At 71.5% G+C, this 19,188-nt stretch carries 20 protein-coding genes; 16 read left to right on the forward strand and 4 right to left on the reverse strand.

What is annotated here, in order from left to right; genetic code table 11:
- Positions 1-13 precede the first annotated feature (13 nt).
- The 10 genes from J0I43_RS09705 to J0I43_RS09750 all read left to right on the forward strand — a co-directional run bounded on the left by J0I43_RS09705 (position 14) and on the right by J0I43_RS09750 (position 11,073).
- On the forward strand, positions 14-400 hold the full coding sequence (locus tag J0I43_RS09705) for a hypothetical protein (RefSeq protein ID WP_292862652.1): 387 nt from the start codon (positions 14-16) through the stop codon (positions 398-400).
- A 445-nt stretch (positions 401-845) separates the two neighbouring features.
- Positions 846-1,166, forward strand: a complete 321-nt coding sequence (locus J0I43_RS09710) for a hypothetical protein (protein WP_292862655.1) — start codon at positions 846-848, stop codon at positions 1,164-1,166.
- Complete coding sequence (locus tag J0I43_RS09715) at positions 1,163-1,672, forward strand: hypothetical protein (protein WP_292862658.1); 510 nt, start codon at positions 1,163-1,165, stop codon at positions 1,670-1,672. The genes J0I43_RS09710 and J0I43_RS09715 overlap by 4 nt, the downstream gene beginning before the upstream one ends.
- Positions 1,673-1,755: 83 nt before the next feature.
- Positions 1,756-3,165 carry a hypothetical protein gene (locus tag J0I43_RS09720; RefSeq protein ID WP_292862660.1) on the forward strand — a complete coding sequence of 470 codons (1,410 nt, stop codon included), beginning with the start codon at positions 1,756-1,758 and terminating at the stop codon, positions 3,163-3,165.
- Positions 3,162-4,808, forward strand: a complete 1,647-nt coding sequence (locus J0I43_RS09725; RefSeq protein WP_292862662.1) for an FHA domain-containing protein — start codon at positions 3,162-3,164, stop codon at positions 4,806-4,808. The genes J0I43_RS09720 and J0I43_RS09725 overlap by 4 nt, the downstream gene beginning before the upstream one ends.
- Positions 4,805-8,815 (forward strand): type VII secretion protein EccCa, encoded by a 4,011-nt coding sequence (gene eccCa, locus J0I43_RS09730; RefSeq protein WP_292862664.1) that lies wholly within the window; start codon positions 4,805-4,807, stop codon positions 8,813-8,815. The genes J0I43_RS09725 and eccCa overlap by 4 nt, the downstream gene beginning before the upstream one ends.
- Positions 8,816-8,936: 121 nt before the next feature.
- A complete protein-coding gene (locus tag J0I43_RS09735; protein ID WP_292862666.1) occupies positions 8,937-9,371 on the forward strand; it encodes a hypothetical protein in 435 nt (144 codons plus the stop codon).
- A 1-nt stretch (position 9,372) separates the two neighbouring features.
- Positions 9,373-9,783 (forward strand): phage holin family protein, encoded by a 411-nt coding sequence (locus tag J0I43_RS09740; RefSeq protein ID WP_292862668.1) that lies wholly within the window; start codon positions 9,373-9,375, stop codon positions 9,781-9,783.
- Positions 9,773-10,045 carry a hypothetical protein gene (locus J0I43_RS09745; RefSeq protein ID WP_292862670.1) on the forward strand — a complete coding sequence of 91 codons (273 nt, stop codon included), beginning with the start codon at positions 9,773-9,775 and terminating at the stop codon, positions 10,043-10,045. The genes J0I43_RS09740 and J0I43_RS09745 overlap by 11 nt, the downstream gene beginning before the upstream one ends.
- 224 nt (positions 10,046-10,269) lie before the next feature.
- A complete protein-coding gene (locus J0I43_RS09750; RefSeq protein WP_292862672.1) occupies positions 10,270-11,073 on the forward strand; it encodes a uroporphyrinogen-III synthase in 804 nt (267 codons plus the stop codon).
- A 16-nt stretch (positions 11,074-11,089) separates the two neighbouring features.
- Here the strand turns inward: J0I43_RS09750 and J0I43_RS09755 are convergent, their stop codons facing one another.
- On the reverse strand, positions 11,090-11,482 hold the full coding sequence (locus J0I43_RS09755) for an HsmA family protein (RefSeq protein WP_292862674.1): 393 nt from the start codon (positions 11,480-11,482) through the stop codon (positions 11,090-11,092).
- Between the two features lie 108 nt (positions 11,483-11,590).
- On the opposite strand from J0I43_RS09755, the gene J0I43_RS09760 reads away from it, so the two are divergent.
- Positions 11,591-11,971, forward strand: a complete 381-nt coding sequence (locus J0I43_RS09760) for a hypothetical protein (RefSeq protein WP_292862676.1) — start codon at positions 11,591-11,593, stop codon at positions 11,969-11,971.
- Here the strand turns inward: J0I43_RS09760 and J0I43_RS09765 are convergent.
- Positions 11,964-12,791 carry an ABC transporter permease gene (locus J0I43_RS09765; RefSeq protein ID WP_292862678.1) on the reverse strand — a complete coding sequence of 276 codons (828 nt, stop codon included), beginning with the start codon at positions 12,789-12,791 and terminating at the stop codon, positions 11,964-11,966. The two genes, J0I43_RS09760 and J0I43_RS09765, sit on opposite strands and share 8 nt — an antisense overlap.
- Positions 12,788-14,011 (reverse strand): ATP-binding cassette domain-containing protein, encoded by a 1,224-nt coding sequence (locus J0I43_RS09770; protein ID WP_292862680.1) that lies wholly within the window; start codon positions 14,009-14,011, stop codon positions 12,788-12,790. Before J0I43_RS09770 ends, J0I43_RS09765 begins: the two co-directional genes overlap by 4 nt.
- 100 nt (positions 14,012-14,111) lie before the next feature.
- Between J0I43_RS09770 and J0I43_RS09775 the strand changes: the two genes are divergently transcribed.
- Positions 14,112-15,221: an enoyl-CoA hydratase/isomerase family protein gene (locus J0I43_RS09775; protein WP_292862682.1), complete on the forward strand. Its 1,110-nt coding sequence runs from the start codon at positions 14,112-14,114 to the stop codon at positions 15,219-15,221.
- Between the two features lie 3 nt (positions 15,222-15,224).
- Positions 15,225-16,160: a DnaJ domain-containing protein gene (locus tag J0I43_RS09780; protein ID WP_292862684.1), complete on the forward strand. Its 936-nt coding sequence runs from the start codon at positions 15,225-15,227 to the stop codon at positions 16,158-16,160.
- A 9-nt stretch (positions 16,161-16,169) separates the two neighbouring features.
- On the opposite strand, the gene J0I43_RS09785 is transcribed toward J0I43_RS09780, so the two are convergent.
- Positions 16,170-16,784: a TetR/AcrR family transcriptional regulator gene (locus J0I43_RS09785; protein WP_292862686.1), complete on the reverse strand. Its 615-nt coding sequence runs from the start codon at positions 16,782-16,784 to the stop codon at positions 16,170-16,172.
- Positions 16,785-16,827: 43 nt separating this feature from the next.
- Here J0I43_RS09785 and J0I43_RS09790 point away from each other — a divergent pair, with 43 nt between their 5' ends.
- From J0I43_RS09790 to J0I43_RS09800, 3 genes are all read left to right on the forward strand, one after another.
- Complete coding sequence (locus J0I43_RS09790; RefSeq protein ID WP_292862689.1) at positions 16,828-17,367, forward strand: YaeQ family protein; 540 nt, start codon at positions 16,828-16,830, stop codon at positions 17,365-17,367.
- Between the two features lie 287 nt (positions 17,368-17,654).
- Positions 17,655-17,996: a hypothetical protein gene (locus tag J0I43_RS09795; protein WP_292862692.1), complete on the forward strand. Its 342-nt coding sequence runs from the start codon at positions 17,655-17,657 to the stop codon at positions 17,994-17,996.
- Positions 17,963-18,487, forward strand: coding sequence for a hypothetical protein (locus J0I43_RS09800; RefSeq protein ID WP_292862695.1), 525 nt, complete (start codon positions 17,963-17,965; stop codon positions 18,485-18,487). Before J0I43_RS09795 ends, J0I43_RS09800 begins: the two co-directional genes overlap by 34 nt.
- The last annotated feature ends 701 nt before the right edge of the window (positions 18,488-19,188 follow it).

The following is a 19,188-nucleotide window of genomic DNA, read 5'->3' on the forward strand; positions in this document are numbered from 1 at the left end:
GGAAAGCGGGAACGTGGATCACAACGAATTGACCACTCGGGTGGCGGCGCTTCCGGGCCTCGCGAACTCGTGGCAGTACCTCTTTCAGTGGGCTGCCGATGGCGTGCCGACGACGGCGTTTCTCACCCTCGTCCCGCGCCGGGACGGCACCGTGACGGCGACGCGCGGCGACAATCGGGAGAAGATCGAGCCCTTCCCCGGCCCTGGCGGGCGCCTGCTGGTGTTCGCGGACGAAGCTGCCGCATGCGACTGGGCATGGTCCGTCATTCTCGACGCGCGCGCGCCGACGTCGCCGCGTACCGAAGCGTACGATGGGCGGGCTCTGCGCAGCGCTGAGGATCAACGGCGTCGACTCGAGGAGTACCTGACCGGTCGGCAGGGCGAAGCTAACGGGACTTAGTCGCGATGGTCGTGACGGGGAGGTGGATGTTGAATCGCGCGGAGCTTGTTGAACGAATCCGCTCCGTCATCCCGCCCGATGGGGTCGGGGTCGGGTATTACCTTTCGTGGGGTGAGCCCTCCGCGGCGATGGTGAGCCTGATTCCGGGCCCCGATGGCACGTTCACGGCGACAGAGGGTGATATGCGTGACCGGATCGTCCCGGTGGAGGATGCGCCGGGACATCGGCGTGTCTTCGCCGACGAGTCTGCGGCGTGCGAGTGGGCGTGGCAGATCATCCGCGCTGCCCGAACTCCGGCGCCCGAGGTCAGTGCTGAGCAGGCCGAGCGTGATCGTCTGGCTTCTGCTGATGTCACGGCACGGTGGGAGGAACGCGTTCGCCAGTGGCAGCTCCGACCCTCGGGAGGCCCAGAGGGTGAGACGCCGGCGGATGGGCCGCGATCGTCATGAACTACTCACAGCTGCAGGAGTGTCTGCTCGGTCTCCCGGGGGCCACCGCCGATTGGCTCGCGTACACGCTCTCCCACCCGGATGACGGGAGGCCGCTGCCGACCAGCTACAGCCTGGTCCGCCGCGGCACCGGAGCGTTCGAGGTGTACCAGGGAGATGAGCGCGGTGGGGTGTCGATCGCGAAGGCGGATGACGGCAAGACGCCACTGGCGTTTCCGTCCGAGGAGGCTGCGTGCGCGTGGATCTGGGGTCAGGTCCTCTGGTGGCGGGAGTTCGAGGCGCGTCGAGCGGGCAGTAGGGAGAATGAGGGGCGATGACGGCATCCGATTCCATGCGTGACCCAGCGGAGGCGGCGGCAGGCTTTCTCCGTGCGTTGGAGAAGTTGCCCGCGTTCAGCGGGGTCGTGTTTCACGGGCTTGCCGAGGTGCCCGAGATCAGTCGTGCGCGCATGACGAACGGCGTCATCGCGACGAGCGTCGACCCCCGCGTCGCGACCGAGAACTTCTCGGCGCCGGTGATCGCCGCGTTCTTGAGCAAGACGGGGCGGGACATCGCTGCGTTCTCTGCGCACCCGGGGGAGCGTGAGGTGGTGTTGCCTCCGCAGATCTTGGTGCGGACGCTGAGCGTGTCGACTGCTCCGGACGGCGTGACGCCGCTCGTGGTGATCGAGCAACTCGCCGAGTCTCCGCGTGAACCGTGGATACCGTCGACGATCGACGGACTCGTGGAGCTGGTGCGTGATCGGATCGCCGCGGCCATGGCCGAGCCGGCTGTCGAGGTCACGACGCCAGGCAAGTTCACCGACGCGCTCTTCTTCCTCTGATCGGAGCGACGAGGGCTGGCGTGCAACGGATGCCGAGGCGGGAGCACTCGGCGTTCGGCGTGTGCGCATGCGAGGATCGACGGGTGGCTACGAGCGAGGTGACGACGCGTCGGCGCGTCGCCGTGCTCGACGGTGACGGGCGGCACGAATTGGCGCTCGCGCCCGGCACCACGCTCGCCGACGCGCTCCGCGCGATCGGCGTGGAACTGGAGCCGGGTCGTCGGCTCCTCGTCGGGCCCGGAGGTATCGAGGTCCCGGCCGATCGGCGCGCCGCTGAGCTCACCGACGGGGCGGTGCTCGCCCTCGTCGACCTGACGGAGCGCCTCGAGCGCACGGTCCCCGACGGCGCGGAGCCGACACGCGGGGATGCCGCGCCCGCGGCATCCGTCTGGTGGATCCTCGCGGGCGCGGGCGGCCTCCTCGCGACGATCGCCCTCCTCGCCCCGACGGCCATCGACGCGGCGCTGCGGCTCGTGCTGACTCTCATCGCGGCGGGCGGCGCCGTCGCGAGCGCCACCGTGTGGTCGCGCCGAGCGGGCACTCCCGCAGGTTCACCCGGGCGGACCGGCGCGCACAGGAACCTCGGCGCCGCCGCGGCATCCGGCCCCCTCGCACTCGCCTTCGGCGCCGGCGCCGTCGCCGTTCCTCCTCTGCCCGCCGCGACGGGACTGCTCGCCGTCTTCACGGGCCTCTGCACGGCCGCGGTGCTGGCGGGCCTCCTCGCCGTCGTCGCCCGCGTCGGGGTCGTGCGCGCCGAGCTCGGCACGATCACACTCATCCTTCTGGCGCTCGCCGCGGTGTGGGGGCTCGCCTTGGCCCTCGATCTGCCGTCCGCCGCCCCGGCATCCCTCGCCCTCGGCGCCGTCCCGGTCGCGCTGCGCGCTCTCCCGACGACGCTGATCGATGTCGCGCCGGGGACGTTCATCGAGTACCGCCGGTTCCAGACGTCGCGCTGGGCGGTGCGCCAGCAGCTCCCCGCCGAGGTCGGGCCGATCGAGAGCGCTGCCGCCCACGAGCTCGTCGGCCGCGCGTCAGCGCGCCTGCGCGGCGGCACCGCACTGCTCAGCATCGTCGCCGCCGTGACGGCTGCGTTCGCACTGCCGAGCTTGGACCCGTCGTCGCCGCTCGTCTTCGCCGGGCGGATCGCGCTCGCCGTCTGCGTCGTGCTCGCGCTCCTCCTGGGCGCCCGCCGTTCGTCGGCGCCGGCGCTGCACTGGATGCCGCGCGCCGCGGCCCTCGTCGTCGTGGCCGTCGCCCTCGCCGCGGCCCTGCGCGCGGCCGGCCCCTTCTTCCTCACGATGCTCGCGGGCGCCGCCCTGCTGCTCGGGATCGCGATCGCCGCAGCCATTGTGCCGGTGGGCCGGGGAGCGCGATCCCTCGTCTGGTCGAGGGTCGGCGACGTGTTCGAGTGGCTCGCCGTCGTGCTGGCGCTCCCAGCAGGCCTTCTCGCCGCCGATACGATCGGTGTGCTGCGAGGGATGATGGGCGGATGACGGTGCAGGCGACAGGCGGTGCGGTGCGCTGCTGGAACTGCGGCCAGGCCCTCGTGGCCGGGGCGTCGACGTGCCTCTATTGCGGACTCGCGCAGAACCCGCAGATGGGCAGGTTCAACCCGCGCGGCGTCGCGAGCGCCGGCAGCGTCATCGCCGAGGTGCCCGAGGGTCTGCGCCGCGATCGGCCGCTCGCCACAGCTGCCCTCGTCGATGCCCTGCCTGCGCCCGGTGGGACTCGAACGGCGGATGCCGAGGCATCCCCCCTCACCGGGATCGCGCCCGAACGGTCCGCACCGGGCCTCGGCCCCGAGTTCGTGGGCACGCTCGCTCCCGCGGGTCGCCGCGTCGCCTCCTTCTCGATCGACATGGCGGTCGTGGCCGTCGTCGCCGCGGCCACCGGGCTGCTCGCGCACTCGCTGCTCCTCGGCATCGTCGCTGCGGTGCAGGTGCTCGGCATCCTGTGGATCCTGCAGGCGCGTGCGGGCACGAGCCTCGGAGCATGGCTGATGAGCCTCCGCGTGTCACGCGTGGAGGCGCCATTCTCGCCGGGAGCCGTCCCCGCGCTGATCCGCGGCGCCGTGACCGCTGCGGGCGGCCTCGTCGTCGGCGCAGGCGCCTGGGCCGTCGCGGCATCGTCCGCGTGGGACACGGCGGGACGGCAATCCATCGCGGACCGTGCCGCCGGCACCGTCGTCGTCTCGGTGCCGCGCGACAGGCGCGAGAAGACCGCCGCCCCGGCCCCCGCACTCCTCGCCGCACCGGTCGTCGTCGGAGAGGAGACCGCGCCCGCCGCGCCGCCCGTCGCACCGGCGGCCTCGGCCGGCCCGACATCGGGCGCCGCCGCCGGAGGGCGCCGCCGCGTCGAGCGCGTCAGCGAGGACGCGCCGCCTGCGCACACGTCGACGGTGGACGCCGACATCGCCGTCGCCGACACCGCGATCCCGACCGAGATCACCTCTCCGTCGGAGATCACGGCGCCGCAGACGTCCCCGGACGCGACGGAGCCCGACGAGCCGGGTTCGTCACCGGCCGCCGCCGGCGCCGTCAACCCGGCAGCGCCCGTGCTCCCGCCCGCTCCCGCCGTCCTCCCGATCGACGGCGACGCTGCAGAGCCACCGCGTCTGCGCCGCCGCTCGACTCCGTCGACGGATGCCTCCGCCGACGCTGCGCCTCTCGACGCCCCCGGCCCCCGCCGGCGCGGGCTCGCCGCCGGCGACGCGCCGGGCGGGCCGAGCGCCGCGCCCGAGAGCCGAGGCGCGATCCGGCGCGCGGCACCCCGTCCCGCGGAGGACGGCGCGGCGATCCTCGTGCTGACGTTCGACACGGGCCAGCAGGAGACCGTGCCGCTTGCGGCCGCGGTCAACCTCGGCCGCAACCCCGAGGCCTTCGAGCCCGGCGACATCCTCGTGCGCGTGCGCGGGAAGGATCTGAGCCTGTCCCGCACACACGCGCGGCTCGAGCACCTCGAGAGCGGTGTCTGGGTGACCGACAACGGCTCGACCAACGGCACCGACCTGCTCGACGAGGCCGGGCGCGCGACGCCGCTCGCGGCGGGCGTGCGCACCGAGGTGGAGGACGGCAGTCGCGTGCGCATCGGAGACCGCGTCTTCAGCATCAGCAGGCTCGTGGGAGGGACGTCGTGACGAAGGGACCCCGGCTGGCGCCGCCGCGCGTGCCGAGCGGAAAGCTGATGGTGCAGCCGCCGCCCGAGCTCGTGCCGAACGACGGCGCCGGCGGCATCCTCACCTCCCTGCTGCCGATGATCGGCTCGGTGGGCTCGATCGTCATGATCTCGTTGACCAACACCGGGCCCGCCGGCTACATCACCGGCGGCATGTTCCTGCTCTCCTCGCTCGGCTTCGTGGCGGTCAACGGCTGGCGGCAGCGCTCGCAGCGCAACGCCCAGGTGCTCGGCAACCGCCGCGAGTACCTCGCGTACCTCTCCGACCTGCGCAAGACCGTGCGTACGGCGGCTCGGCAACAGCGCCGCCACGGCAACTGGGTGAGCCCCTCGCCTAGCACGCTGGCCTTCCTCGCCGAGGAGCGCACCCGAGTGTGGGAGCGCGCGCCGGGGGAGGACACCTACCTCCTCGCGCGCGTCGGCGTCTCCGACCAGCCGCTGTGCGTCACGCTCGAGGCACCCGAGCTGCCGCCCCTCGCCCAGCTCGACCCCGTCGCGGCGTCCGCCGCGCACCGGTTCATGCTGACGCACGAGATCCAACCCGCGCTGCCGGCGTCGGTGCGTCTCGACGACTACGGGCGCATCGAGATCACGGGCGGCGAGGAGGAGTCGGTGCGCGCCCTCGCTCGCGCGATCCTCGCCGGTGTCGCGACCCTGCACGACCCCGACAGCGTGCAGATCGCGGTGCTCGCCGCGGAGGATCGGCTCGCGTACTGGGAGTGGGCGAAGTGGCTGCCGCACACCCAGTCCCCGCGAGCGGACGATCGCCTCGGCGCGGTGCGGATGATCGGCTCGTCGCTCGACCGCCTCGAAGACCTCCTGCCGGCCGAGCTGCGCGAGCGCCCCCGGTTCGGACGCGGCACGGCGCCGACCCCGCACATCGTGATCGTCGCCGACGGCGTGACGCTGCCGGCCGGCCATCCGCTCGTCGGAGCCGACGGCATGCTCGGCGTCACCCTCATCGACCTCCCCGATCGCTGGGGCGAGCTCAGCGACTACGGCACGCTGCGCATCGCGCTGCCGAGCGCAGGTGCGGCAGGGGCGGATGCCGCGAAGGCGGAGATCATCGACCTCGCCGAGCAGGTGCAGATCTTCACCCCCGACACGATGTCGATCGCCGAAGCGGAGGCGACCGCCCGCCGTCTGCTGCCGCTGCGCTCGGGCCCCGCCGTGGCCGACACGGGCGCGGCATCCGGCGCCCAGACCCAACGCGAGCTCGTCGATCTGCTCGGGCTGCCGGACATCCGCGAGATCGACTTCGCGCGCTCGTGGGCCGGTCGCCTCGAACGCGATCGCCTGCGCGTGCCGATCGGGCAGGACACCGCGGGCGCCCCCCTCGTCCTCGACCTCAAGGAGTCGGCGCAGCAGGGCATGGGCCCCCACGGCGTGCTCATCGGCGCGACCGGCTCGGGCAAGTCAGAGGTGCTGCGCACCCTCGTCCTCGCGCTCGCCCTCACCCACTCGCCCGAGCAGCTCAACTTCGTGCTCGTCGACTTCAAGGGCGGCGCGACGTTCGCCGGCATGGCCGGGATGCCGCACGTGTCGGCGATCATCACGAACCTCGGCAGCGAGCTCGCGCTCGTCGACCGGTTCCAGGACGCGCTGCAGGGCGAGGTCGTGCGCCGTCAGGAGCTGCTGCGCTCCGCGGGCAACTTCGCCAGCGTCTCCGACTACGAGAAGGCGCGCAAGGGCGGCCGCACCGACCTCGAGCCGCTGCCCGCGCTCCTGATCGTCGCGGACGAGTTCTCCGAGCTCCTCGCCGCCAAGCCCGAGTTCGTCGACAGCTTCATCAACATCGGCCGCGTGGGGCGCTCGCTCCAGGTGCACCTGCTGCTGGCATCCCAGCGTCTCGAGGAGGGGAAGCTCCGCGGCCTCGACACGTACCTCTCCTACCGGATCGGCCTGCGCACGTTCTCGGCGGCCGAATCGCGGACGGTGCTCGGCGTGCCCGACGCGTACACCCTGCCGCAGGAGCCCGGTGTCGGCTTCCTCAAGGCCGACACCGACAACCTGGTCCAGTTCCGCGCAGCGTACGTCTCGGGCGCGCCGAAGACGCGGCGGCGCGCTATCGGCGCCTCCGCCGGGCAGGGCGGTGCCGGGCGGGCCTCCGACGTCGAGCTGTTCACGGCCCGCTTCCAGCCCCTCGACGAGGGGGATGCCGCGCCACTGGCCGACTCCGCACCGGCTGAGACGGTGCCTGCGGCCGAGCCCGACGACGCGACCACGTTCCAGATCGCCGTCGACCGGATGTCGGGCCACGGTCCCGCCGCGCACCAGGTCTGGCTGCCGCCGCTCTCCGACCCGGCGTCGCTCGACGCCCTCATGCCCGACCTCGCCGTCGTGCCCGAACTCGGGCTCGTCTCCGAGGCGTGGCGGGCGGCGGGCGCGCTCACCGTGCCGCTCGGGATCGTCGACGTGCCGCTCGAGCAGCGTCGCGAGCGGCTGACCGTCTCCCTCGGAGGCGCGGCGGGCCACGTCGCCATCGTCGGGGGGCCGCTCAGCGGCAAGTCCACGCTCGCGCGGACGCTCGTGTCGGCGCTCGCGCTCACCGCGACCCCGCTCGAGGTGCAGTTCTTCGTGCTCGACTTCGGCGGCGGCAGCTTCGCCGGCATGCAGAGCCACCCGCACATCGCCGGTGTCGCGATGCGCACCGAGGCCGAGGCCGTCCGCCGCACCGTCGCCCAGGTCGAGGCCGTGCTCGATGCGCGCGAGCAGTACTTCCGTGCCCACGGCATCGACTCGATCGACACGTACCGCACGCGCCGTGCGCAGGGACTCGTCGACGACGGGTACGGCGACGTCTTCCTCATCGTGGACGGCATGGCGACGCTGCGCACGGAGTACGACGCGCTCGAGCCGCGCGTGCAGACGCTCGCCGCGCGGGGCCTGAGCTTCGGCATCCACGTCGTCGTCACCGCGAACCGGTGGCTCGAGATCCGCGCGGGTCTCAAGGACCTCATCCAGACCCGCATCGAGCTGCGCCTGGGAGATCCGAGCGACTCCGAGATCGACCGCAAGCAGGCGGCGAACGTGCCGGCCGGTGCGCCCGGGCGCGGTCTGTCGAGCAGCAAGCTCCACATGCTGGCGGCCGTGCCGCGCATCGACGGGACGCGGGATGCCGCGCACCTGGTCGACGGCATCGACGACATGGTCGCGCGCGTCGCGGAGGCCTGGACGGGCCCGACCGGCCCCAAGCTGCGCCTCCTGCCGGAGCTCATCAGCCTGGACGAGGTGCGCACCGTCGCCGACGCGGGGGACGGAGAGCTCCGTGGGCGGATCCTGCTGGGCGTCGACGAGGCGGCCCTCGCGCCGTTCGGCATCGATCCCCGCCAGGAGTCGCACCTCTACCTCTACGGCGACGCGGGCATGGGCAAATCGTCGTTCCTCCGCGGGATCGTGCGAGAGATCACCCGTCTCTACGCGCCCAACGAGGCCAAGATCTTCGTCGTGGACTATCGGCGGTCTCTCCTCGGAGACATCCCCCAGGAGTACCTCGGCGCCTACCTCACCTCGCACGAGCTCGCGACGGGCGGCATGAACGACCTCGCCGGATTCTTCGCGGGCCGCATCCCGGGGCCCGACGTCACCCCGGCGCAGCTGCGCGACCGCAGTTGGTGGAAGGGCGCGGAGGGCTTCATCCTCGTCGACGACTACGACCTCGTCGCGACGAGCCAGGGAAACCCCCTGGTGCCGCTGCAGCCCCTGCTCGCGCAAGCCGCTGACCTCGGCCTGCACGTGATCCTCACCCGCCGCACCGGCGGCGCGAGTCGTGCGGCGTACGACCCGATCATCCAGCGGTTCACCGACCTGGGCGCCACCGGCATCCTGCTCGGCGGCAATCCCGAGGAGGGTGCACTGATCGGCCGCCTCAAGCCCGTCCCTTCGGTGCCGGGGCGCGCGCAGATCGTCAGTCGCGAGCGCGGACTCGTCACCGCCCAGCTCGTGTCGGCGCCGCCCGAGCACGACTGACGCCGTCCGTCGCGGTGGTCGGCTACCAGACGTCGTCGCGGGGGGCAACCGTGGATGCCGGAATCGGCATACAGCGTTACCCTGGGACGGACGCCACTGTATTTCCACCGTGAGGAGCACCATGAGAGGCAAGATCGGCATCGTCGTCGGGCTCGCTGCGGGATATGTGCTGGGCACCCGCGCCGGCCGGGAGCGCTACGAACAGATCAAATCGGGGTTCCTCAAGGTCTGGAACACGGCACCCGTGCAGAAGCAGGTCGGGAAGGTCACCGAGGCAGGCAAGACCGCGGCTCTCGCCCTCCCGAGCGCACTGTGGGACGGCGCCGTGAAGATCACGAAGGCCGCCACCAAGAACGGCACGCCGGGGCAGAAGCTGGATGCCGCGATCAAGGCAGGCAAAGACGCGCAGCCGGGTGTCGTCCGCGGCGCGGAGGAGACCGCTGCGGCGGTGGAGAAGGCCGCTGACAAGGCCGTCGCCGACGCGAAGTCGAGTGCGGGGAAGGCCACGACGGCGGCGAAGAAGACGACGACGACGCGCAAGACGACGGGCTCCTGAGATGAGCACGCCCCGCGGATTCCGCGATCGGGCCGACGACAGTCTGTTCACGCTGCTCGGCGAGATCCCGGAGCTCGTCAAGAACCTCGTCATGGCCGAGATCGACTCGGCGAAGGCGTGGGCCAAGAGCGCGGGCAAGCAGGCGGGCCTCGGCGGCGTCTGGTTCATCGTCGCGCTGTTCTTCCTGTTCTGGCTGATCCCGGCGCTCGGCGCCTTCGCGATCATCGGTCTCTCCTCGTGGATGCCGGCCTGGGCCGCTGCGCTCATCGTGGTGGGGGTGTTCCTCCTGGTCATCGTGGTCACCGCGCTCCTCGGCATCCAGCGGTTCAAGAAGCTCGGTAAGAAAGAGAACCCGGTCCAGGCGATCACCGTGGACGCGCGCATCGTGAAGGACGTGGCAGATGAGTATTGAGGTTCCGGTCCCCCGCACGGCCGTCGCCCTCGGGATCACCGATCCGGTCGAGAAGGCGCGCGCGGAGCTCAAGGCGGCGCTCGCCGCGATCGAGGAGAAGTCGAACGTTCCCAAGCGCGTCACTCGGGCGACCGATCGCGCCGTGTCGACCGCGCGCGGGTTCGTGCAGAGCAAGCCCGTCGAAGGGGCTCTCGCCGTTGCCGGTGTCGCGGTGGCGGTCGGGGTGGCCGTGTGGGGGCTCGTGCGCCTCTATACGAGGTGATCGGCACGAGGTGATCGCAGGCTGTCGCGCCGAGAGCATTTGGCGTGCATCGTGCACGCCGGACGCCGCGGACGTGCGCGGGGTATGCTCGTGTACCAGGCAGTGGCGATGATGCAGAGGCTGCCGACCCTGCCGTCCCGAACAGCGCAGCCGCCGATGTCCCGGGCCCGACACGGTCGGACGTGCGTTTCCGTACGCCCGACCATGCACCACGAAAGTCGAGCATGAATCACCACCACCAGGCCGCTGCGGCCGCGAAGCCCCTCAAGGGGTGGCGCGTGCTCGTGCCGCGCGGCGGCCCGTGGGGCGACTCGGTGGCGGCGACCCTGCGTGCACAGGGCGCGGTGCCGGTGATCGCACCGCTCATCAACTTCGCGCCGTCGACCGACCAGGCGACGCTCGAGACCGCGCTCGCCGACCTCGCCGCCGGCGCCTTCGACTGGGTGACCCTCACGAGCGCCACGACGGTCGACGTGCTGTACGCCTACCGGGCGCAGATCCCCTCTGGGACGCGCGTCGCCGCCGTGGGCGAGACGACCGCGGCGGCGCTGAGCGCCGTCGGCTACCGCGTCGATCTCGTGCCCGACGAGGACAACTCCGCCGCGGGCATGGCCGCCCAGCTCATCGCGCTCGAGCCCGCTCCGCGCCGCATCCTGACCCTCCGCAGCGAGATCGCGAAGCCCGTCCTCACCCGTCGGCTCACCGATGCGGGGCACGACGTGCGCAGCGTCGTCGCGTACCGCACCGTCGGCGTGCCCGTCACCGAGCGCATCGCGCACGATGTGGAGACCGGCCGGATCAACGCGATCCTCGTGACGAGCGGTTCGGTCGCCGAGCAGGTGCGCCTGCAGTTCCCCGACATCCCGACATCCACGATCGTCGCGGCCATCGGACCGCGGACCGCGAAGGATGCCCGCAGGGCGGGCCTCGGCGTCAACGCCGTCGCCCGCGAGCAGACCGTCGACGGCCTCATCGCGGCCGTGCAGACGTTCCCGCTGCCGCACGCGACGGACGAGTTCGCGGTCTGATCCGCGGCGTGGTCCGCTACTTCGCCATCGCGCTGACGGCGCCCGCGACGTAGGGGATCAGCCAGATCGCCCACACGGCGATGCTGAAGCGATGGAAGACGCGCTTCTCGCTCTCGCGGTTCCTGACCAGGACCACCACCGCCCAGATGAGGTGCACCGCCATCAGGGCGATCGCGGCCGTGCCGCTCCAGGCCATGAGCGTGCCGGCGGCGTTCTCCGCGATGCCCTCTGCTCGCCGGTCTGCGGCGATCTGCGTCATGAGGAGTGTGCCGGTCGTGTCGGCCGCGAGCCCGAGCGCGAACATCCCCGCGTGCCACCAGCGCAGGGTGCGCTGGATGCGCTCGGCCCACACGCCGATGCTGTAGAAGACGAGTGCGGCGGTGATGATCACGATGGCGGCGGGGAGCATGTCGTCACTCTAGCGGAAAACCTTCAGTATTGCTGAAGGAAGATCTCGAGACCGGATCGTTGCCGGTCCATCCTCTTCGCGGCATGCGGGCGCTGGCAGACTGAGGTGATGGTGACGCTGCTTCTGGATTCGACCCAGCTGGAAGTCGCGCTCTCGCCCGTGGAGCGTGCGCTCGCCCGCCGCCGCGACGCCGTGCGCGTCGAGCGCACCCACATCCGCAAGGTGCAGCTGACCGACGATGCGTGGACGTGGCTGCGCGGAGTGCCGAGCCCCGGCACGCTCGTGCGCGGCACCGTCGCGATGGGCACGTGGACCTCGGCGAGTGGCGATGACTTCGTCGTGGTGCGCCGTCGGCATCCCGCCGTCGTCGTCGATCTGGAAGACGACGCCGCGTTCTCCCGCCTGGTCCTCACGACCAGGCACGGTCTCGCGCTCGTGCATGCGCTGCGGCTGGACGTGCCGGGCGACGGCCCGACCGCGATCAGCTGACGTCGCGACGCCAGCTGAAGATCCAGCCGAGCGCGAGGAAGACGACCGCGTAGGCGAGGAGCAGGAGACCGCCGCCCCACCATGCGAGGGTCGGGCCGCTGCCCGCCCCACCCAGGGTGGTGAAGATGCTCGCCCCGACGAGCGCGTCCGATGCGGCGCCCGGCAGGTAGGCCGTGACGTCTCCGAGGCCGTCGACGAAGCTCGCGACGGTGCGCAGGATCGGTTCGATGAACTGCGTGAACGCGAGCACGCCGACGATCGCGGCGACCTGGTTGCGGATGAGCGTCCCCGCGCCGATGCCGATCAGCACCCACAGGACGAGTGCGATCACCATGCGACCGATGAGCGACCACGTGTCGGCCTCGCCGAGCCGTGTGCCGAGGCCGAAGGCGGCGAGCAGGCCCGCCCCCGGAGCGACGGCCGCGACGATCGCGAGCACGGCGTAGAGCGCCCCCATGACGACGCCCGCGACGACCTTGCCGCCGAGCGCGACGCCGCGGCGGGGCGTCGCGAGGAAGGTGGGCGTGAGCGTCTTGTGCCGGAACTCTCCTGTGACCAGCAGCGTGCCGATGAGGAGCGGAAAGACGTACCCGACCGACGTCGCGAGGCTGTAGATGATCGGAGCGAGCATGTCGCCCGTGGGCGTCGGTCCGTTCGTCGCCTCGGGGCCGATGACACCGGAGGCCACCGCGCCGAAGGTCGCGGCGAGACCACCCGCGGTCACGCCGACGTAGAGGAAGAGGATGAGCGCGAGGATCCACCAGATCGAGGTGGTGAACTGCTTCGTCAGCTCGGAGCGGGTGGCGCGCGCGAGGCTCATCGGCCCTCCTCCGCATCGTCGGTGGCCGTGTCGGCGGATGCCGTGTCGTCGGCAGTGTGGTCGTAGCGGGCGAAGAAGGCGTCGGCGTGATCGTCGGACTCGGTGCGCGGGTGCCCGGCATCCCAGCGGACGGTGTCCTCGGCGGGGGCGATCACCGGCTCGTCGAGGTCGGCGTCCGGATCGCTCGCGGTGGCGTTCCCGGGTGGGGAAGGAGCGGCCGGGTCCGGCGCGGTCTCGGGTTCGGGCGTGGGCTCGGATACGGGCGCGCCCGCGGTCGCGGGCGCGGGCTCGGGTACGGGTGCGGGTTCCGCCACCGACGCGTGCACGCGCGTGCCGTTGACGAGGTCGAGGAAGACCTCCTCGAGCGCGGGGCCCTTGCGCTGCAGGTTCGACAGCGCGACGCCGGCGTCCGCCGCGATCGCGCCGAGGCGTGCGGGCTCGGCGCTGCGGACCGTGAAACCGGTGCGCACCCGTTCGTAGTCGACGCCCTCCGCGTCGAGCGCTGCCGCGAGCGCGCTCCGGTCGGGGGAGTCGATCACGGTCGTGTAGTCGCCGGGCTGCGTGAGTCCCGACATATCGCCCTGGTAGACGAGGCGGCCGCGGGAGATGATGAGCAGCGCCGACACGGTCTGCTGCACCTCGGCGAGCATGTGCGACGAGACGAGGACCGTCCGTCCCTCCTGCGCGAGAGAGCGCAGGAACCCGCGCAGCCAGCGGATGCCTTCGGGGTCCAGCCCGTTCGCCGGTTCGTCCAGGACCAGCACGCCCGGGTCGCCGAGCAGCGTGTACGCGAGCCCGAGCCGCTGGCGCATGCCGAGGGAGAAGCCCCCGACCTTCCGTCCCGCGACGTCGGCGAGGCCGACGAGACCGAGCACGTCGTCGACGCGCCGATCCCCGATGCCCGCGGCGCGCGCGTACACCCGAAGGTGGTTCACGGCGGAGCGCCCCGGATGGAAGCTCGACGCCTCGAGCGCGGCGCCCACGGTCTGCAGGGGATGGGCGAGGTCGGCGTAGCGCTTGCCGCCGATCGTCGCGGCGCCCGATGTGGCGCGCACGAGCCCCAGCAGAATGCGCAGGCTCGTCGTCTTGCCGGCGCCGTTCGGGCCGAGGAATCCCGTCACCGTGCCCGGCTCGACGCGTGCGGTGAGAGCGTCGACCGCCGGCACCGCTCCGAAGCGCTTCGTCACGTCGGTGAATTCGAGGACGTGTCCGTCGGGCATGGGGGACCTCTCGTCGGCGGTAACGTTCTCCCCATCCTGGCGGAAACCGTCGCCGTGCGCGCGTCCCGCGCCCGGGAAAAGCGCGGGTAACGTTGCCCGGGTGAGCACTGCATCCGCCCCTGCCGCCCCCGCGGGAAGCGACTCCGAACCGACCGTCCTCGCGCGCACGGGTGACGGGGTCGGGCACCTGACGCTGAATCGGCCCCGAGCGATCAACGCGCTCGACGCGCCGATGATCGGTCTCCTCGCCGACGCGCTGGACGCTTGGGAGCGCGACACCGAGGTCTCCGTCGTGCTTCTCGACGGCGCCGGCGAGCGGGGTTTGTGCGCGGGCGGTGATGTGCGGGGACTCCGCGATCAGATCCTCGCGGGGCGCGTCGATCTCACCGCCGACTTCTTCCGCGCCGAGTACGCCCTGAACGCCCGCATCGCGGAGTACCCGAAGCCGATCGTCGCCCTCGCCGACGGCGTCACGATGGGCGGCGGGATCGGGCTCGCCGGGCACGCGGCCGTCCGGATCGTGACGGAGCGCTCGCGCCTCGCGATGCCCGAGACACGCATCGGGTTCACGCCCGACGTCGGCGGTTCGTGGCTCCTCGCCCGTGCGCCCGGTCGGCTCGGCGAGTACCTCGCGCTGACCGGCGCCACGATGGATGCCGCGGACGCGATCTACGCCGGCTTCGCCGACGCCCTCGTCCCGAGCGAGCGGATCGGCGACCTCGTCGAGGCGCTGCGCACGCGCGCCGACCCCGCGACGCCGGCCGAGCTCGTCCTCCTCTTCGACGAGACGCCCGCGCCCGCAGGGCTCGCCGCGGCACGCGTCTGGATCGATGACGCGTTCGCCGCCGACACCGTGGAGGAGATCGTCGGGCGTCTGCGCGCGCGCAGCGAGCCGGAGGCATCCACCGCCGCCGACACGCTCGATGAGCTCTCGCCGACAGCGCTCGCGGTGACCCTCGCGGCCGTCCGCTCGGCACGGGCGCTGCCGGATCTGCGCGCCGCGCTCGCCCAGGAGTACGGCCTCGTGCTGTGGTTCGCCCAGACGCAGCCCGATCTGCCCGAGGGCATCCGCGCGCAGGTCGTCGACAAAGACCGCACGCCGGCCTGGCGTCCGGCCACTCGCGAGGCGCTCCGCGTCGCGCAGGGCGAGGGCGGCGACATCGGCGCGGACGCCCTCGCGTTCGTTCCCCCGACACCGCTCTGGGGCTGAACCGTGTTCGACTCGCCGCTGTCCGCGTCGGCGTACGAGGTCCTCGGTGTCGCGCCCGATGCCCCCGACGACGACCTCCGAAAGGCCTACCGGCTGCGTCTGCGTCAGACCCACCCCGACACCGGCGGCGATGCGGCGCAGTTCGTGCAGGTGCAGCGCGCGTGGGAGCTCGTCGGGACGGAATCCGCCCGCGCGGCGTATGACCGCGGCCACGGCTTCGGCGCCTCCGCCCCCGCGTACGGTCCCGCCGACGAGGGGGGTGGCTGGCGCCCACCGCGCGCGGCGCACGACACGCGGCCTCGAGCGCGCTCGTTCGGCCAGCCCGGCGGCTGGCGACGAGAGCGCTACCTCACGCTCATGCGGGAATGGGTCGGGCGCGGGGCGGAGCTGCCGGATCCCTACGACCCGGCGCTCGTGCGGACGGCTCCGCGCGAGCTCAAGCGCCTCCTGGCCGATGCGCTCGCCGAGGAGGCGACCGCGCGTGCCGTGGGGGAGCTCGGAATGGGGTACACCGTCTGGCACGACGTCGCCGTCGACGCGCACGAGAGCGGGCGCAAGCTCGACCACATCGTGCTCGGGCCGAGCGGGCTCTACGCGATCCTCAGCGAGGACTTCGGCGCGCCCGTGCGGCTGCGTCGCGGCGAGCTGATCGGCGACGGCGTCGACGGCGCGCCGATCGCGGACACCGTCGCAGGGGCCCGCGCGATCGCACGCGCAGCCCGCGTGCGCTTCAGCGGCGTGATCGTCGTGCTGCCCGACGACGACGTCGCGCAGGCGATCGATGAGATCGGCAAAGTACGCGGCACGCCCGTCGCGGTCGTCGCGCGCTCGGCGCTGCAGACCGTGCTGCGCCGCGGCCTGACGGGCGCGCGCGACATCGGCGGCAACGAGCTGTTCGACATCCGCACGCGTCTGCAGCAGGTCGTGCGCTTCGTCTGACCGGGCCGCTCAGGACGGCGGCGCGAGGAGGCGATCGAGGAGCGCGAGAGCGGCTTCGTGGTCGACCGACGGGTCGAGCAGCCACTGGGTCTGCAGACCGTCGGATGCCGCGATGATGAGCGCCGCCGCGAGCTTCGGGTCGACGTCGTCACGGATCCGGCCGGATGCCTGCAGCTCGGTCACCTCGGCGGTGAGACCGGTGCGCAGGGCGCTGAAGCGCTCGGTCACGTATGCGTGCGCCGCCGGATGCGCCGCGCCGAGCGCCGAGGCGACGAGCGTCGAGTAGAGCTCGACCATCCCCGGGATCTCGCGGTTCTCAGCGGCGGCACGGCGCATCGACTCGGCCGGCGTGGCATCCCGCTCGTCCGTCTCGTCGCCGCGCGCCGCCGCCTCATCGCCACGTGCCGCCGCCTCGCGGTAGACCGCGACGAGCAGCTCGTCGAGCGAACCGAAGTAGTGCGTGAGGGCCGCGTGCGTGACGCCGACCTCCTGCGCGATCGCGCGGAGGCTCGTGCGGCTGCCGCCGCGCTGCGCGAACACCTCGATCGCCCGATCGAGGATCTCCTGCCGGCGCGCGACGCCCTTCGCGTAGCTGCCGCGGGGGCGGGCGTCGTCGTCGGGCATGCGCCGATCCTAACCGCGGCATCCGCTCGCCTAGGCTCGGAGCATGGCGATCGGCGTGGTGATGCATACCTTCGACGTGCAGGTGGCGGACCTCGACCGCGGGGTCTACGAGGATCTGACGCTGCGACTCGGGCAGCACCCGTCGGAGACGACGGCCTTCCTCGTCACGCGCCTGCTCGCGTACTGCCTCGAATACGAGGACGGCATCGTGTTCAGCGAAGGGGTGTCGGCGACGAACGAGCCGGCGGTGCTCGTGCGGGATGCCACGGGCCGCCAGACCGCATGGATCGAGGTCGGCGCACCGGATGCCGAACGGCTGCACCACGGCAGCAAGCTGACCGGCCGCGTGCGGGTCTACACGCATCGTGACCCCGCGAAGGTGCTGCCGCTCTGGGCGGGCAAGAAGGTCCACCGCGCGGAGGACATCGTGCTCACGACCTTCGACCCCGGTTTCGTCGACGACGTCGCGGATGCCGTGGAGCGCCGCAACACGCTGACCATCTCGGTGACCGAGAGCCAGCTGTACCTCGACGTCAACGGGCGCTCCCTGGCATCCGGCGTCCATCGCCACGGCATCGTCTGATCGCTGGTTCGTGGCGTCACCTATCAGCCGCGTGGGAATTGATACTTGCGCTGGGATAGCTGCTTCCTTGTAGATTCACAGCAAGCTATAAAGAAACGCTGTCATGAGCGGCGTGGATGTGTCTTCGTTTGTCTCCTCGTCACCTCGGAGGATCAGCGGTGTTGCGTCGTTTTCGTGTGTCTTTTGCTGCTCTGGCCATGGCCTGCGTCCTGGCTGCGCTGCCCGTTGATGGGGCGATCGCTTCCGTGCGAGGCCCTGAGCCCGCGGCGGCGAGGGAGCCTTCGCCGGTGCCGCCGGGTGAGCTCACGGCGGAGCATGTGGAGCGGGTCGCTCCGGATATCGATCTCGCGCCCGTGAAGGGTGTGGAGTATCCGGTGGGGGATTTCTCGGCTCAGGCGGAGGCGGTGGCGTCAGCTCCGCAGCCGGTGACGCTCGCGCCGATGCCGTTGGGGCAGGGAAGCGAGGATCTGGCGGCGGAGGTCGCTGATCTCCCGGTGGTGGACCGGGATGAGTACTCGAACACATTCGGTCGCGCGGATGGTTCCCGGATCCGGCAGACGTTCACGGAACCGGTGAACGTGGAGGTCGAGGGGAAGTGGGAGCCGACGTCGACGACGCTCGAGCGGTGAGTTGCGTAGGGCAGCTCGCCTCCGTCTGGGTCGCGATCATTCTCGCCGGTTCCGCGATGGTTGTTGCGCGATGGAGTATCGACTACGTCAAGAAGGCCAATGCTGAGCAAGGAGGCTGGAGAGCTACCTACGCACGGATGGTGCCGTACTGGTCTGGGACCGCGCTGGCGATCACCTCACCCATTGCGGCGGCATACATCTTTGCAAGGTGGTTCGACCGGTGCGCTGCAGCAGTTTCGCCCGGAGTCTGGTCGATCCTTCTCGTGGCCATAGGCGGCGCCGTGTTTCTCGTCTCGATCGGCCGCCTGATCGCTGGCCGTCGTCGGACAGACCAAAAGTATCCTCCATCGCCCAAGTGGGAGGACCCGGCCGAAACGGTCCGACAGGACCATCGCGCGCAATGGCGGGCGCGCGGGTCCGTCGTCATTGAGTACGCCGTCACTTCTGTGGTGGCGGGCGGATTCGCGGTGGTGGCGTTTGTCCTCATGTAGAGATCGCAGCACTCCCGTAGGACCCGTTCGGACAACCCACCGACCCCGCCACGGGGAGAATCGGCACGTCCACATCCGACAACGGAGGTCTCAACGGGGAACGCGGCGGTTGGTACCAAGCCGCCCTGAAACTCGTCGACACCGCCGGAGGCCCCGCGGCCACCGAAATGGGAGCCCGCGTCTACATCGGGTCCCTCGGCCGATTCCTCGGCGTCGACTCCAGGTACTGCCTCCGTACCCACAAATAGTCCCCATCGTCGGTGCAGAGTTCGACACCCCTGCGATGACCCAGCAGTATGACTGTCATGCCTCGGCGCCCCTAACTTAACGGGTTGGTGGGCAATGAAACCTGGGATCTGGAGGCTGGGAGGTCCTCTAATCCAGGTTGGGGTAGTCCACACGAAGCGATCTCCAATATCGGGCGAAATGGTGGAATCGGAGGCGTATGCAACTGGTAGAAACGCATGCAACCGGCCCCACCATGAGTAGTCGGTCCCCGGCTATAGGCGGTGTGGTTGTCGCCTGGCTGCTTGGCTTGTCCATCACTGGGGCGGGGGTCCTGCTCGTTGTCCCTGTCTGTGGATGGTCCCCGTCTCTCGTGGAGACTATTTCGCGCCCCGCGAACGTCTTCTCGTGGGCTGTGGTGATCGTGCTCTCTGTTGGACCACCGTTGCTGCTTACGTGGGGAATGGTCGCCCTAG

This window comes from Microbacterium sp. (genome assembly GCF_017305435.1).
In the GTDB taxonomy this organism is placed as follows: Bacteria; Actinomycetota; Actinomycetes; order Actinomycetales; family Microbacteriaceae; genus Microbacterium.

What these genes read in the sequence shown, in the direction of transcription:
- J0I43_RS09710 (WP_292862655.1), top strand. Translation starts at nt 846, where the DNA reads ATGAACTACTCACAGCTGCAGGAGTGTCTGCTCGGTCTCCCGGGGGCC.
- J0I43_RS09715 (WP_292862658.1), top strand. Translation starts at nt 1,163, where the DNA reads ATGACGGCATCCGATTCCATGCGTGACCCAGCGGAGGCGGCGGCAGGC.
- J0I43_RS09725 (WP_292862662.1), top strand. Translation starts at nt 3,162, where the DNA reads ATGACGGTGCAGGCGACAGGCGGTGCGGTGCGCTGCTGGAACTGCGGC.
- J0I43_RS09735 (WP_292862666.1), top strand. Translation starts at nt 8,937, where the DNA reads ATGAGAGGCAAGATCGGCATCGTCGTCGGGCTCGCTGCGGGATATGTG.
- J0I43_RS09740 (WP_292862668.1), top strand. Translation starts at nt 9,373, where the DNA reads ATGAGCACGCCCCGCGGATTCCGCGATCGGGCCGACGACAGTCTGTTC.
- J0I43_RS09745 (WP_292862670.1), top strand. Translation starts at nt 9,773, where the DNA reads ATGAGTATTGAGGTTCCGGTCCCCCGCACGGCCGTCGCCCTCGGGATC.
- J0I43_RS09750 (WP_292862672.1), top strand. Translation starts at nt 10,270, where the DNA reads ATGAATCACCACCACCAGGCCGCTGCGGCCGCGAAGCCCCTCAAGGGG.
- J0I43_RS09755 (WP_292862674.1), bottom strand. Translation starts at nt 11,482, where the DNA reads ATGCTCCCCGCCGCCATCGTGATCATCACCGCCGCACTCGTCTTCTAC.
- J0I43_RS09760 (WP_292862676.1), top strand. Translation starts at nt 11,591, where the DNA reads ATGGTGACGCTGCTTCTGGATTCGACCCAGCTGGAAGTCGCGCTCTCG.
- J0I43_RS09765 (WP_292862678.1), bottom strand. Translation starts at nt 12,791, where the DNA reads ATGAGCCTCGCGCGCGCCACCCGCTCCGAGCTGACGAAGCAGTTCACC.
- J0I43_RS09770 (WP_292862680.1), bottom strand. Translation starts at nt 14,011, where the DNA reads ATGCCCGACGGACACGTCCTCGAATTCACCGACGTGACGAAGCGCTTC.
- J0I43_RS09785 (WP_292862686.1), bottom strand. Translation starts at nt 16,784, where the DNA reads ATGCCCGACGACGACGCCCGCCCCCGCGGCAGCTACGCGAAGGGCGTC.
- J0I43_RS09790 (WP_292862689.1), top strand. Translation starts at nt 16,828, where the DNA reads ATGGCGATCGGCGTGGTGATGCATACCTTCGACGTGCAGGTGGCGGAC.